Origin of the sequence: Frigoribacterium endophyticum, from assembly GCF_011759585.1 — a bacterium.
Taxonomy (GTDB): Bacteria; Actinomycetota; Actinomycetes; order Actinomycetales; family Microbacteriaceae; genus Frigoribacterium; species Frigoribacterium endophyticum.
In genome coordinates, this window is record NZ_JAAOYV010000002.1 from 1,105,278 (window position 1) to 1,118,734 (window position 13,457).

At 68.2% G+C, this 13,457-nt stretch carries 13 protein-coding genes and 1 pseudogene; 1 reads left to right on the forward strand and 13 read right to left on the reverse strand.

All coding sequences use genetic code 11. The features are described 5' to 3' along the window. Nucleotides 1-3: 3 nt before the first annotated feature. The 3 genes from FHR77_RS12520 to FHR77_RS12530 all read right to left on the reverse strand — a co-directional run bounded on the left by FHR77_RS12520 (nucleotide 4) and on the right by FHR77_RS12530 (nucleotide 1,658). Nucleotides 4-390, reverse strand: a complete 387-nt coding sequence (locus FHR77_RS12520) for a VOC family protein (RefSeq protein ID WP_167260667.1) — start codon at nucleotides 388-390, stop codon at nucleotides 4-6. A 96-nt stretch (nucleotides 391-486) separates the two neighbouring features. Further along, entirely contained in the window at nucleotides 487-1,227 is a 741-nt protein-coding gene (locus FHR77_RS12525) for a WYL domain-containing protein (protein ID WP_167260669.1), read from the reverse strand. Then, entirely contained in the window at nucleotides 1,224-1,658 is a 435-nt protein-coding gene (locus FHR77_RS12530; protein ID WP_167260671.1) for a cytidine deaminase family protein, read from the reverse strand. Before FHR77_RS12530 ends, FHR77_RS12525 begins: the two co-directional genes overlap by 4 nt. A gap of 155 nt (nucleotides 1,659-1,813) precedes the next feature. Between FHR77_RS12530 and FHR77_RS12535 the strand changes: the two genes are divergently transcribed. Beyond that, nucleotides 1,814-2,083, forward strand: coding sequence for a hypothetical protein (locus FHR77_RS12535; RefSeq protein ID WP_167260673.1), 270 nt, complete (start codon nucleotides 1,814-1,816; stop codon nucleotides 2,081-2,083). 107 nt (nucleotides 2,084-2,190) lie between these two features. Here the strand turns inward: FHR77_RS12535 and FHR77_RS12540 are convergent, their stop codons facing one another. The 10 genes and pseudogenes from FHR77_RS12540 to FHR77_RS12580 all read right to left on the reverse strand — a co-directional run bounded on the left by FHR77_RS12540 (nucleotide 2,191) and on the right by FHR77_RS12580 (nucleotide 13,400). Next, nucleotides 2,191-4,023, reverse strand: coding sequence for an alpha/beta hydrolase family protein (locus FHR77_RS12540; RefSeq protein ID WP_208380821.1), 1,833 nt, complete (start codon nucleotides 4,021-4,023; stop codon nucleotides 2,191-2,193). 216 nt (nucleotides 4,024-4,239) lie between these two features. After that, nucleotides 4,240-4,482 (reverse strand): hypothetical protein, encoded by a 243-nt coding sequence (locus FHR77_RS12545; protein WP_167260675.1) that lies wholly within the window; start codon nucleotides 4,480-4,482, stop codon nucleotides 4,240-4,242. Between the two features lie 102 nt (nucleotides 4,483-4,584). Beyond that, nucleotides 4,585-7,587, reverse strand: a complete 3,003-nt coding sequence (locus FHR77_RS12550; protein WP_167260677.1) for an SIR2 family protein — start codon at nucleotides 7,585-7,587, stop codon at nucleotides 4,585-4,587. 78 nt (nucleotides 7,588-7,665) lie between these two features. Next, entirely contained in the window at nucleotides 7,666-7,773 is a 108-nt protein-coding gene (locus FHR77_RS16140; protein WP_341777358.1) for a helix-turn-helix domain-containing protein, read from the reverse strand. A gap of 107 nt (nucleotides 7,774-7,880) precedes the next feature. Next, nucleotides 7,881-8,246, reverse strand: a pseudogene (locus FHR77_RS16145) (recombinase family protein); the annotation flags it as partial. Between the two features lie 203 nt (nucleotides 8,247-8,449). Beyond that, entirely contained in the window at nucleotides 8,450-8,902 is a 453-nt protein-coding gene (locus tag FHR77_RS12560; RefSeq protein ID WP_167260679.1) for a hypothetical protein, read from the reverse strand. 58 nt (nucleotides 8,903-8,960) lie between these two features. Then, entirely contained in the window at nucleotides 8,961-9,878 is a 918-nt protein-coding gene (locus FHR77_RS12565; protein WP_167260681.1) for a UTRA domain-containing protein, read from the reverse strand. Between the two features lie 26 nt (nucleotides 9,879-9,904). Then, entirely contained in the window at nucleotides 9,905-10,945 is a 1,041-nt protein-coding gene (pdxA, locus tag FHR77_RS12570; protein ID WP_167260683.1) for a 4-hydroxythreonine-4-phosphate dehydrogenase PdxA, read from the reverse strand. Continuing rightward, on the reverse strand, nucleotides 10,942-12,285 hold the full coding sequence (locus FHR77_RS16695; RefSeq protein WP_167260685.1) for a four-carbon acid sugar kinase family protein: 1,344 nt from the start codon (nucleotides 12,283-12,285) through the stop codon (nucleotides 10,942-10,944). The genes pdxA and FHR77_RS16695 overlap by 4 nt, the downstream gene beginning before the upstream one ends. Further along, nucleotides 12,282-13,400: a 2-keto-3-deoxygluconate permease gene (locus FHR77_RS12580; protein WP_167260687.1), complete on the reverse strand. Its 1,119-nt coding sequence runs from the start codon at nucleotides 13,398-13,400 to the stop codon at nucleotides 12,282-12,284. The genes FHR77_RS16695 and FHR77_RS12580 overlap by 4 nt, the downstream gene beginning before the upstream one ends. Nucleotides 13,401-13,457: the final 57 nt, after the last annotated feature.

A 13,457-nucleotide genomic window follows, 5' to 3' on the forward strand; every position in this document is an offset into this window, starting at 1 on the left:
CGGCTAGTCGGTGGTCGGCGTGCTGAACAGGTTGACGACGTTGCCGTCGGGGTCACGGACGAGTGCGGAGCGGTTGCCCCAGGGCATCGTGGTCGGCTCGAGGACGACGTCCTCGCCGCGGAGCGCGAGCGTGCGCACGAGCTCGGCGAACTCGTGGTCGACGTCGGCGACCTCGAACTCGATGACCACGGAGCGGTTCGTCGCGGGGGCGAGGGCGCCGCCGAGCATCGCGACGGTCGCGGTGCTGGCGATCGCGAGGGTCGCGCCGGGGCCGCTGAACTGCGCGAAGACCGGGGCGGGGTGCTCGGCCTGCTGGCCGGTGACCTGCTCGTAGAACGCGACGAGGCCTTCGAGGTCGTCGGTGACGATGCGGACGGATGCGAACGACATGGGGCTCCTTCAGGGGCGCTCGTGACAGGGGAGCACCAGCGTCGCTGGTCGTGGCGACAACGTCCTGTCGGTGTTCGCCGAAGACGTCGCCGCCGATCAGTCGTCGACGACGGACCGGAGTCGCCCGTAAGGGATTGCGAGGTCCTCGGCGCGGAGCACGCGTCGCGGGGGCCGTTCGTCGGTGACCCTGACCGCGAGCATCCGGTCGGCGCGGAACGCCCGGACGCCCTGTCGGAGGCGGCACCACGCGATCAGGTACCACTGGCCTCCGTTCTCGATCGACCCCAGCGGCTCGACGTCCCGCACGGACTCCGCGCCGCCGGCGTCCTGGTAGCGCAGCTGCACGACGCGGTCCGCCCGCAGGGCCTCGGCGAAGTCGACCGGGGCGGGCACGGGAGCGGTGCTCTCTTCGCTCTCGCCGCCTCCGTCGCTCTCGTCGCTCTCGTCGCTCTCGAGGAAGTGCACGCGGGAGGCGAAGGCGCTGGCCCGGGCGGCCTCGCGCTCCGGCATGACCGCGAGCAGCTTCCGCGCGGCGGTCTGGGCAGGCTGCCGGAAGGGGCTGCGGCGGAGCCCGCCGAGCCCGATCAGCACCGCGAGGGCCTCGTCGAGCGTGAAGCCCGCCGGGCCGAGCGTCGCCGACGCGTCGATGACGTACCCGCCGGCCCGGCCGGGCTCCGCCCAGATCGGCAGCCCCAACTGCTGCAGCGCCGCGAGATCCCGCTCGATGGTCCGCGCCGACACCTCGAAGCGCTCGGCGAGGCGGCGCGCGCTCCGCGGACGCGGTGACGCAGCTCGCAGCTCCTCCACGAGACCGTAGAGACGATCGGTCCGGTTCACCGACCCATCGTGCCCTGGGGCGAGGTCGGCTCTTCCGGTCGGGGCCATTCCCACTCCGGCAGCAGATCGCGGAGTGGCGCGGCCCGGCCGTGGCCGAGCACGACGGTCGCCCCGAGGTTGGAGTCGTCGATCTGTCTGATGAACTCGCGGCAGCGACCGCACGGTGGGAGGACGGTCACGCGGTCGTCGTCGTCCAGCCAGACAGCCACGATGCGTGCGATCTCGTACTCGCCGCTGGTGACCATGGAGGCGACGGCAGCGTGCTCGGCGCAGAAACCGGTCCCGGAACCGGTGTCGATGCAGACACCCGTGTGGATCGCGCCGGCGGTCGTCTCGAGAGCAGCGCCGACGTCACCGAAGAGACGATCGCCCACACGGTGCGGGTTGACGGCAGCTCGGGCGGCCTCGATGAGATCGGCGTGTTCGCTCATCGGCCAAGGATAGGCAGAGGTGCGCTGTCCACCCGAGAACGCAGCTCGCAGTGGAGCGCGGATGCCTCGCCCATCGGGCACCAGGCCGATCGGCGGCTCACCTGCCGTCCCCCGCCACCGTCGGCACGGCTTCGGCCCCGCGTTAGGGTCGGGGCATGCATGACGAGGTTCCTCCGCGCGTCAAGGCGCTGTGGTGGGAGGGCCCCGCGGGCTTGGGTTACGCACTCTTCGCGTTCGGCACGAGCGTCCTGCTGTTCGAGTTCGTCGAGGACGATGCATCAGCGGCGTGGCGCTGGGCGGTGCTCGTGGTCGTCATCCTCGGGTTCCTCATCGGCGCCGTCGTCTTCGCGCGATGGGCAGGCCGCTACCGCCGGGCTGTGCGCGAGGTGGCGACTTCTGAGGCGGCATCTTCGCCGTCTCCCTAGCCGACCGGTCAGAACTGGGCGCTCGGTGGCCTGTTTCTTCAGAGCGGAGACGGCCGGAGCCCCGGACCGATCGGCCCGGGGCTCCGGCTGTGACGACGGCGTCCGCGTCAGTACGTTACGGTGAGGGTGTTGGTCACCGACACGAGCGTCACCACCGCGGCGCTGATGAAGCCGCCGACGTACGGGTTCCCCGTCACGCGGTAGAGCTTGCGCGACAGCACGGCCGTGGCCGCGAGGATGACGATGACCGGGAACAGCCAGATGCTGAAGATGCCGCCGAAACCGGGGATCGTCTCGCCCGTGATGAAGAACGTCGTGTACTGAGCAACGACCAGCACGATCGGTGCCGACGCGTTCACGAGTGCCAGCACCGCCGTGTTGACCCACTCCCGACCCCGGAACGTGAACCGGTTGAAGACGTTGACCGCCACCGAGTTCGCGACGAAGTACACCAGGAAGAAGGGCAGGTAGAGCAGAGCTACCCACAGCTTGTCGGGCTCGAAGTCCTTCACCGCGACCACCCAGAAGCGATAGTCGGTGTGCAGCAGCCAGTCGGACAGGAAGACCAGCCCGAACGCCGCAGCGACGGTGACCGCGGCGAGGCCGACGCTCTTCAGGAGTTTCCTCCCGCCGGGGAGCAGTCCGAGCTCGCGCACCTTCACCCCGTTCTTCCGGCCGAAGAGCAGGTACGAGATCACCATGATCGCGATCGCCGCGACACCGTTGACGGCCGCCCAGAAGGCGATGAAGAACGTGGCGCCCTGCGTGAACGGGGTGGGTGCGGCGTTGAACGCGATGCTGTTGATCCACGGGGCCTGGCTGAGGGCGACGTAGCTGACGCCCGAGACGACGGCGGAGACGATCATGCCGCCCCAGAACCATCCGAGGCCCCTGCGGGTGTTCGCGGCGACCGGCACGGCGTCGGTGCGCAGCTCCGCGAACGCCCGCGTCTTGAGCAGTGCGCGCGCGAACGCGAGCAGGAAGATCATGAACCCGATCAGGCCGAGAGCCGTGAAGGCCTCCTTGACCTGCCAGATCTGCGAGCCGGAGTCGATGGGCTCGGGAGCGCCGAACGACGCCTCCCAGAACTCGAGCTGGTCAGACACCGTCTGCTTCGAGATCGTGCCCCACGGGTGGGTCTGCGCGGGGGTGTAGACCACGCGGAGGGAGTCGTCGTCGTAGAGGGTGTTCGCCTCCCGAACTTCGCCGCCGTCGGCGGGGTCGACCCCGTGGTTGAGGAACGACTGGGCGTTGGGCGTGCCGATGTAGTCGCGAGGCGCCGTCAGGGCGACACCGTCCGCGTCGTAGCTGCGGAAGAAGAACTCGTCGTACTGGTCGGCGACGAGGCCGGTGTCGCGGTCGCCGTAGATGTTCGTGTACGCGCCGTCCGCGTCGACGTAGACGGGGTCGTTGTCGACGAGGAAGACGGCGTCGATGAGCTGCTCGTCGGCTTCGTTGTCGAGGGCGACCGAGAAGTTGGCCGCGCGCGCACCGTTGGAGTGGCCCGAGACGCCGATCTTGTCGGGGTCGACGTAGGGCAGGTCGGCGACGAGCTTCACGGCGTCGTACATGCCGGTGCCACCGAGCTCGAGGTTCGTCGCGGGCAGATAGTCGGAGTCGCCGTGACCGTACATGTCGATCGACACCACGACGTAGCCGCGACGGGCGAGCTCGACGTAGTTGGCGTCCTGCATCTCCTTGTTGTTCCACCAGCCGTGGGAGACGACGATGGCCGGCGCCTGGTCGTCGGCGGAGACCCCGTTCGGCTTGTACAGCAGGGCGCTCATCGACTGGCCGGACGCCGTCTCCCAGTTCATGTCCTTGACGGACACGGCGTAGCCGGACGTCTGCACCGCAGACGACACGATCGACGACATCGCCATCAGCACGAGCGACAAAGCTAGCCAGAAGCCATTGCGCCTGATCAGTGTCGGTTTCATCTTCACTCCTTCGTGAGAACGCAAGCCCAGTTACTGCGGTCGATCTAGAAGCGTAAACACACCGATAGCGCCGAACTGCAGTCAGTGCACGTATGCACACATGTGCAGAGGTAGGCGTTAATGTCGCCGACGGAATGCGGTAGCGGCGCGCAGATGTGCATGGTCCTCCCCTCGGTCGGCAGGCGATCCCCCCGAAGGACGGTAGCTCGTCGAGACCTAGAGACCGCGCTTCCCTTGCCAGCGGTTGATGACGAACACGGCGACCCCGATGACAGCGAGACCCGATCCGACGTAGATGAGCAAGGGATCGCGACCATCTGCGAGCCCCGCGACGGCACGTACGGCCATGAACACCCCGACGATGACAGCGACGATGGGCAGGACGTCTCGCAGCGGGTTGAACTTCAGCTTCTGGAATCGCTTCGGGACTCCCGTGCCCTCGGAGTCATCTTCGGTCATGCGGACAGCGTCACAGATCAGAAGGGACAACGACCGATGCCCGCTGATCAATCCCCTATCGGGCAGGCATCCGCATGCCCTACTTGATTGCATCACTCCGACTCAGTGGATGACGCGCAAAGATCTACGGGGACGACGCTCCTCTCGAAGGCGAGCAGATCTAAGGTCGGCTTCGAAATTGTTCATCGCCGAGTTTCGCTGGCTAACAGAGGAGAAGGAATACCTGGCGCCAATCACCCGACGTAGATACTGGCGAATCTTGGCGCGTTGTTCTTCGTGAAGTCGGTCATCAGTGACGTAGGCATATCGGGCAAGGCCAGCCAGGAAGGAGGCTGAGAACCAGCTTCTGACCGCAGTCTCGCTCAGCTCATCAAGGGAATCCACCCACGCGATGGAACCGCCGGAGTACAGGGTCAATGTGCGAAGCAGGGCAGCCCACTCCCCCAGTGGCACTGATTCCGCGCTGAACTGCGTCAGCAGTCGGTCCAGTGTTGGAGAGCTCAGGCAGTAGCTCAGCCCGCTATACGTGATATATGAAGGCACCACCCGAAGGAGCGAGTGCATAAACGGAACGAACTCCTTGTCCGGCAAATCGAGCTTGTCGAAAATCGGCCGAACTGCTTCATCGAGCTTTGGCAACGCGGTCAGTTCTGCTTGATAAAGCTCGAGGAACATCACCCAAGCCTCGAGTAGGCGCCCTAGATAGCGCTGCTTGTGCGCCTGATCGCGGATCTCATCCGAATCCCGCAGAACGCGGGAGGCAAGGTCGACGACAAGCATCGCTACTCGGGCCGGAGGGAGGTCTTCGATCCGTGCTGCGAGAAACGTAGGCCTGTCCGAGTCGTCCGACCGGTCGTAGTAGACAGTTTGTTCCGGGGCACGATCCACGACGTCCTCGAGCGGGGCAGGCTGATCATCCGCTTCGAGAGGCACTGGCTCTCTCAGCAATGACTCGGGGGCATCTCTCTTCCGGACGCTCGACAGGATCGATCCCGTAGGGCGCTGCACACTGATCCGGTCGAGCTCGCGTTCGACAACATCGAGGACATCAGTATCGCTTCGTGCCATGGCCGCATACATGCGAACGATTGACGCAAGTTCCAGGGGCGAGGAAAAGATCAGCTTCTTGAACTCTTCATTGCCTTTGGCAGCAATGCCAGCGAGCAGCTCCAGATAAATGGACCTCTGGAACCGGATGGTATTTCCGGGCCCTGTGCTGAGAACGCGTCTCTGCTTGAGATCTTCCAGGACTACGTCTACTTCGTAAGACCAACCAACCTCATCGAACAACTCCGCGACCCAACCAGCTACTTCCCCGTAGGGCGCCTTGTCTTCGCGTGCCTCAACAAGTTTGCGGGCAAGGTACTCGATCACCACCCGCTTGTTGCGCAAGCTCATGCGAGGAGAGGAAGTCACTCGCGGGAAATCTCCAAAAAGCAGCAAATTCAGGTATTCATCGAGGACGGACATCTCCGAGTCCTGGTTTTTCAGCGTTTTTCCGCTGTTCAAGAGCTCCATCAGCAGCGTGATCGTGAACGGCGTGCGCGGGAGGTGCTTGTCCCGGATGATCACCATGACAGTGGTTACGAAGCGCGTCTCGCGCCCGGGTGCCACACGTCTGGCAATTTCACCCGCCTCAGCATCACTGAACCGACCAAGGTAGACCACGTCCACGTCGTCGATGCCCTCCTCAGCCAGTGCCTTCGCAACCTCTACGGTGTCCGACTGCGAGACGCCCAGCACCTTGAACTCAGCAGCGTTCTGGGCGATGTCGGCAATCGTCCGATCGAATCGGCTTGATGATTCGAAGAGCAAATTGTCAACGGCAAGCACTAGCTGCTCCTGACCCTCGCTCTTGGGCACTCCCCAGTCGGCGTAAATGTTCTGAACGTCTTTTGTGATGGGGTGCGGTCCGGATCCAAAGGCCTTTCGCAGCAGAACTCCGTGCGTGCCGGGACGGACACGGACTGCCTCGTTGACTGCCCACGAGAGCGCCGTGCTGACCCCACTACTTTCCCCGCCAGCAATGATTAGAACTTTGCCCTTGCTAACAATTTCGCCCATGTCGACGGGTTTAATCTGCTTCGACTCAGCTTCGATAACCGTGTTCGTGGCGTACTGGTCGTGCGGCTCCGGTAGGAAGATCGGCGGCACCACCAGCTCTTCGAAACGCTTCTCATCCAGGACCTCCTTTTCTCGCCAGAGGGTGGAGTTTTCCCGGACTTGTCGGAGAAGTCGCTCTTGCCCCTTGACGCGTCGGTCCACGTGCTGAACGGAAATCGATTCGGGTGCAAGCGAGGTTAGGAAGCCAGCCAAGTTGTCGTGGTGCTGGCCGTACGCGACATCGGCAATGACGTCGAGGTCCGAACCGGGCCGCACTTCATCCGTCCTGCATAGTCTGAAGTGGGAAAAAGCCGCAGTTTGATGAACGTCGGCGAACCTCTTGACTAGTGGTTCGAAGTTCGGGTCATCGAGACCAGAACCAAATCCGACGAATAGAAAGTGGCGCATTCCAAAAGCCGCGTCCTGAATTGCTTGTGCTGGACTGTTGTTCACAATGCGGTGGTAATCGACGTCGTTGAAGATGACGCTGTCGGGGTCATTCCACAGTCCGTGGAGGTGACCCACGGCGGTGGAGTTGTGCATGGCTATCTCCCGCATCATCGCGGGTTCTTTCCACGTCGCCGAACCACGTCCAAGAGCTTGCTCGAGGACGTCGTCGTAATTCGTCGTGAACAGTGGAGCCCCGAGAGAGCCGAGGGCATCTGCCACGGCGCTCTGACTGGGCCGAAGTTCGCCGACCGTCGCCGACAGCCAACGGCCGTAGCGGTCATGTACGGCACGCTTCAGCTCGGTGCGGATATCTGAGGCCAGCGAAAGGAGATCGTCAACGCGTGGGTCGTCTAGAAAAAGCTCCAGCTTGTCGCGCATGAGGCGGCCTCGGCGAGGGTCCACGTCCTCCACGTGCACAACCCCGTGCTCGAGAAGGCCCAACCATGAACTGGTGGCTGCGTTCGCGGTGAGGGACGAGGTGACGCCGGTGCCGGTCACGATGATGAGCTGCCGACGCTGCACTGCCTCAGCGAGCTTTTGCAAAGCGGTCATGCCTCATAGTGCCGGATTGGGGATCATTTCGAGCTATCGCAATCGATCGGACGGCATCCTAACCGACAACGGAACCCACTAAGCCTGCTCGGCCCGCTGTGTAGCTCGGTAGACCGTTGACCGGGCGACTCCGAAAAGCTCGGCGATCTCGCTGGTGGTGTGGGCGCCCGTGCGGTGCAGTTGCACCAGGTGCTTCTCTTGCGAGGGGTGAGCTTGAGCTTGCGGCCGCAAACCTTGCCGGCAGCCTTGCCAATCCCCATACCGTCTCGGGTGCGGGCCCGGATGAGGTCGGCCTCGAAACCAGCGACCATCCCTGGGACGTTGAACAGGAGCTGGCCGATAGGGTCGGTCGGGTCTTGGACGGCTCACTGAGGTTCAGGGAGACGCCCTTCGTCGTCAGCTCGTCCGCGATGTCCGTCGCGCAGCGAGCGGGCAAGGCGGTCGAGCTTCGTGACCACCAGGACGTCGCCGGCACGGCAGGCAGCGAGGGCCTCGCGGAGGCCTGGCCATGCTCGAGTGGTGCCCGAAAGGCCGTGGTCAACATGGACGTGTTGATCGTCAACACCGAGTGCTGCGAGATCCTGTCCCGAGAGGTCGAGACGCGGGGTAGCCGATGAGCATGCGAGGTCTGTAGCGTTCAGACCCCCGTCACCGGGCATTTTTGCGGGACAGGCATACGCGAATCCGCAGGCCAGGCGCCACTTGACCTTGGCTGACCGCGACGGGTCCGACAACGTGTCCCGATGAACGACCGCCTGTCGGACAGTCCCCCCGGAACTCGGGACGCAGGGCCTGGCACTTCGAGAGCGGGCTACCTGCCACAGGAACTCACTCGAGTCCGCAGAACACGATGCGAGATCACCTACCGGAAGTACTCAGCCCACAGCACGTCCGCCTCCGGCCCCGGGGGCAGGAAGGTCAGGCCGGAGCTCGTCATCAGGTCGACCACCTCCGCCGGGTCCTCCGTGGTGAGGAGGAGCTCGAGGCTGCCGACAGGGTTCGCGGGGAGACCGCTCGCCATGACGTCGAACGTCGTCGGTCTCCTCCAGCGCCTGTCGACGAGGAGGGCCACGAACAGGCCCGCCGCGATGCCGGAGCCTGCCGTCCCCACCCGGAACTCAGCCCTGAGGCCGCGGAGGTCGCGCTCGGTCAACGCGGAGGACGCCTCGCGCACGGCCGGCCACGACGGCACGGCGATCCCTCTGATCGCACTCTGACGCGACGGGCGGATCCTCATGTGGATCACCGCCGCGACGCCGAGGACGATCGTGACGGCGACGGCAGCGACGACGGGCGCCCACTCGGAGTTCAGCACCAGGTCACCATCTCCCCCGCCCGAGCGTCGACGGACGCCCGCCGCACGAAGGGCACACCTACGACGACCGGCGGGCGAGGCCGTCGAGGTCCGCCGCCAGCTCACGAGCCCTGCGGGCCAGCTCGTCGAGGCCGGCCTCGCCCCGGAGGGCGCCCGACTCAGGGGACGCATCGTCGGCGGGCACAGGCACGGGCAGGGGCGCGGCCACCGGCACCGGCTCGACCTCGGCCCTGCCGTCGTCCGTGACGACGTCGACGTCGAACACGACCCGGTCGGCGCGGTGCCAGGTCCGGAAGGTCTCCACCGGCACCCCCGACCGGTCGAGGGTCGTGCCCTCGAGCAGCAGCACCGGCGACCCGTCCAGCACCTCGAGGGCCTCGGCGAGCGCACCGGACGCGCTCACGGCCCGCACCTGGCGCCTCCCCGACACGAGGCTCACCCCGTACGTGGAGCGCAGCACCGCGTGGAGGGACGTGTCGGTCAGCTGGGCCGTCGTGAGCCCCGCCCCGATGCTCTCCGGCAGCCAGGTGTGGATGAGGGCGATCGGCTCGCCCTCGGCCCGACGCAGACGACGGAGACCGACCACGGCACGGACGCCGAGACGCGCCTCCGCGGCCTCGTCGCGCTCCGGCCCGAGCGCGAGGACGCTGGTGGTGACCGCGGGCACCTGCGTCGACAGGCCCGACAGCCGCTGCACGAGGCGGTGGTGCTCGCCGCGCGGGGCGACCACGCTGCCGCGGCCCCGCCCGCGCCTCACGAGACCGTCGGTCGTGAGCGACGACAGGGCCTGCCGCACGACCGAGCGCGAGACCCCGAAGTGCGCCTGCAGCTCCGCCTCGGTGGGCAGGTCGGCGCCCACCGGCAGCGAGCCGTCCACGATGTGCGACCGCAGGAGCGCGCTGAGCTGCGCGTGCAGGGGCCCCGGGGCGGCGGGGCCGACCGCGTCGGCGTCGAGCTCGGTGAGCCAGATCGACACGGTGGTCCCTTCGGTGGTGCGACAGGTCAGGGCACGGCGGGGTCCTGCTGCTGGGCGGTGCGCCACACGTGCTCCCAGCCGGGGGCGAGGGCGGCGGCGCGCTCCACCGAGAGTACAAGGCTCGCCTCGCGGGCGATGCCCTGCCCCGCGATGTCGAACGCGGTGCCGTGGTCGACCGAGACCCGCACGACGGGCAGCCCCACCGTGATGTTGACGCCGTCGTCGCCGTACACGGCCTTGAAGGGCGCGTGCCCCTGGTCGTGGTAGCAGACGACGATGATCTTGTACTTGCCGCGGACGGCCGCGGGGATGAGCGCGTCACCGGGCACGGGGCCGACGACGTTTAGCCCGCGAGCCCGAGCGGCCTCGACGGCGGGGGCCAGCACGTCGGCGTCCTCGTCGCCGAAGAGGCGGTTCTCGCCCGCGTGCGGGTTCAGGCCCGCGAGGCCGATCAGCTCGTCGGGGGTGCCGAGGGAGGCGGCGAACGCGCCCGCGAGGTCGAGCACCTGGCCGGTGCGCTCGGGGGTGATGCCGTCGATCGCCTGGCGCATCGAGACGTGCGTCGTCAGGTGGAAGAACGACAGGTCGCCGGCCGACAGCACCAGCGAGAAGTTCTCGACGCCGAACTCGTGCGCGAGCAGCTCGGTGTGGCCGGGCCACTTGTGGCCGCCGGCGTGCATCGCGGCCTTGTTGAGGGGAGCCGTGACGATGCCGTGGACCTCTCCCTCACGGGCGAGACGGCACGCCTCCACCACGAAGCGGTAGGCGCCGTCACCCGCCTCGGGGCTCAGCTCGCCCACCGGCACGTCGGCCAGGGAGGGGCCCGTCTGCAGCAGCTCGATCGTGCCGGGCTCGTTCGTCGCGTCGGCGACGGAGGCGATGACGCGCACGAGGTCGGGGTCGCCCCCGACGTCGAGGACGCCGCGGCGCATGGCCGCCTCGTCGCCGATCACGACGGGCACGGCCCGCTCGCGGAGGTCGTCGTGGTGCAGCAGGGTCTTCGCGGTGATCTCGGGGCCGATGCCGGCCACGTCTCCGAGGGTCAGTGCGAGTCGCGGGAGGGTCATGAGGGGTCTCCTTCTTCAGTGTCGGATCGGTGGGGGATGTCGAGGAGGTCGGTGACGACCTCCGTGATCGTCGCGGCGGCGCCGAAGCCGCCGGCCTTCGTGACGACCGCCGTCCCGTGCAGGCGCCCGCCCTCCAGCGTGCCCCAGGGCACGCCCTCGCGGAGGGCCCCGCGGACGACGAGCGCCTCGGCCCCCGCCCGGCGGAGGACGGCGCGGGCGCCCTCGCCGCCGACGAGCACGAGAGCGACCTCGTCGACCCCGCCCCGCTCGTCGACGAGACCGTCGGTGAGCACGGCGAGCGCCTCGGCGATCCGCTGCGCGTCCGTCGGGCCGCCCGGCACGTCGGGCGACGCAGGGCTCGGGGAGTCGCGGGGCGGCGCGAGCAGGACGGTCACCTCGGCCGCGGCGGAGTCAGCAGCGGACCAGGAGCGCGCGAGGGCGGGGGCGAGGTCGCCCGACCGGACCTCGTCGAGCGTCGGCGCGACCGTGCGCACGACCGGTCGCGGGGCGCCCCCGGACTCCGGCGCGGACCGGAGGAGGTGCTCGCACTGGGTGCGGGACGCGTCGTGCAGGCTGCTCACGACGACGACGACGTGACCCACGCGGTCGACGACGACGGGCACCGGCGCGGGGAGCCCGGCGCCCCACGCGCGGGAGACGGCGACGGCCAGCCCGGCCGAGCCGACGGGCACGGCCCGCGCGCCCAGGCGCACGACGGCGTCAGCGGTCGTGCGGAGCTCGTCGTCGGTCGTGGCGTCGACGGTGACCACGTCGTGGCCGGAGGCCGCGGCCCCGGCGAGGAGCTCGGCGGCCGCGTCGCCGCCCGCGCCGGTCACGGTGACCGACGAGCTGCCGGGCAGCAGGGCGGAGAGGTCGCTCGTCGCGACCGGCGTGACCGGGTCGCGCCCGACGGCCGTCGTCTCGACGCGGGCGCCGTCGACGAGGAGGGCGCCCTGCACCACCGTGCGGCCCATGCCCGGGTACGCGGGGGTGGCGACGGCGAAGGCGTCGGGGCACCCCACCCGCCACGCCTCGAGGGCCCCGGCGACCTGCGCGGCGACGGACCCGCGCATGGTCGAGTCGATCTTCACGAAGACGAGCTCCGCGCCGTGCTCGGCCAGGTCGCGCACGGCCTCGGCGGTGACGGCGCGGGCCTCGCCCTCGGGGAGGGCCCGGGAGTCGGTGACGACGGCCGTCACGGAGCCGGGGCCCCCGAGGGGCGCTCCCCCGGCGCCGAGCACGAGCCGGCTCGTCCAGCCGTCGCGGGCGAACTGCACGGCGGAGTCGGCGGCGCCCGTCAGGTCGTCGGCGACGAGGCCGACCACGGGGCCCGCCGTCACGCGGCGCCTCCGTCGGTCGGGCGGCGACGACCCGGGGAGGCGCCACGGCCGGGATCGAGATCGCGATCGTGAGCGGCGGCGGCAGTGGCCGCGTCGTGGGCGAGCACCGCCTCGGCGTCGGCCTCGGCCGCGATCTCGTGGCTGCGGTCGCCGCCCTGGCGCTTGAGCACCCAGGCGGCGAGCAGCGGTGCCAGCACGGCGCTCACGAGCACGGCGGAGGCGACCTGGGCGGTGGCGACCTCGACGTACGGGGCGAAGCTGGGGTCCGCCGCGCCGACGATGGCCGGGGTGGCGATGGCGTTGCCGGCGGTCGTCGCCGAGGCGATGCCGATGCCCGACTCCTTCCCGCGACGGAGCAGGAGGCGGAAGCCGAGGTACGTCGTGGTGCCGGTGAGCAGCACCGCGATCACGCCCACGACGATGCCCGACAGGCCGCCGGTGACGACGTTGCCGAGGTCGATGCCCGTGCCCAGGGCGAAGGCGAAGAACGGGATGACGATGTTGGGCACCGGGCGCATGACCTCCGTCCACCGCGGGTCGAGGTTGCCGACGACGATGCCGAGCAGCAGCGGGATGACCGCCGCGAGCAGCAGCGTGTAGGGGATGTCGGCCAGGCCGGCCGCGCCGAGGAAGAGCAGGGAGAAGAAGGGGCCGTCGTTGACGGCGGAGGCGATGTACGCGCCCCGGTCACGCTCGCGGCCGTAGCGGCCCGTGAAGGCGAGCCAGATGCCGCCGTTGCTGTTGTCCATGCTGACGAGCAGGGCGAGGATCGAGACGCCGAGGATCCCCTCGATGCCCACGACGGTGCCGAGGACGACGACGAGGGTCGCCGGGATGATCGACTTGGTCAGCAGCAGCACGCCGCTGGTCGCGAGCACCGGCCCCGAGGTGCGGAGCGTGATCTGCATGCCCGTCGCGAAGATCAGCACGCCGATCAGGGGCAGGGCGCTGTCGCGGAACAGCGCGGTCGTGAAGTTGCCGAGGTCGAGGAACCCCGGCGCGAAGGTGCCGACGATCGACCCGATGATGAGCGGGATGAGCATGAGCCCACCCGGGATCTTGTTCATCCCGTCGAACAACGGGACGCGGCTGGTGATCTGTGGTCCGACGGCCATGGCGAACTCCTCTGCGGGTGGGGGCGGCGGTGCCCGAGCGCACTCCGTGATGGAGTA

Coding starts and splice junctions, on each gene's coding strand:
- FHR77_RS12535 (WP_167260673.1), top strand. CDS start 1,814: ATGCATGACGAGGTTCCTCCGCGCGTCAAGGCGCTGTGGTGGGAGGGC.
- FHR77_RS12530 (WP_167260671.1), bottom strand. CDS start 1,658: ATGAGCGAACACGCCGATCTCATCGAGGCCGCCCGAGCTGCCGTCAAC.
- pdxA (WP_167260683.1), bottom strand. CDS start 10,945: ATGACCCTCCCGCGACTCGCACTGACCCTCGGAGACGTGGCCGGCATC.
- FHR77_RS12540 (WP_208380821.1), bottom strand. CDS start 4,023: ATGAAACCGACACTGATCAGGCGCAATGGCTTCTGGCTAGCTTTGTCG.
- FHR77_RS12545 (WP_167260675.1), bottom strand. CDS start 4,482: ATGACCGAAGATGACTCCGAGGGCACGGGAGTCCCGAAGCGATTCCAG.
- FHR77_RS12580 (WP_167260687.1), bottom strand. CDS start 13,400: ATGGCCGTCGGACCACAGATCACCAGCCGCGTCCCGTTGTTCGACGGG.
- FHR77_RS12550 (WP_167260677.1), bottom strand. CDS start 7,587: ATGACCGCTTTGCAAAAGCTCGCTGAGGCAGTGCAGCGTCGGCAGCTC.
- FHR77_RS12520 (WP_167260667.1), bottom strand. CDS start 390: ATGTCGTTCGCATCCGTCCGCATCGTCACCGACGACCTCGAAGGCCTC.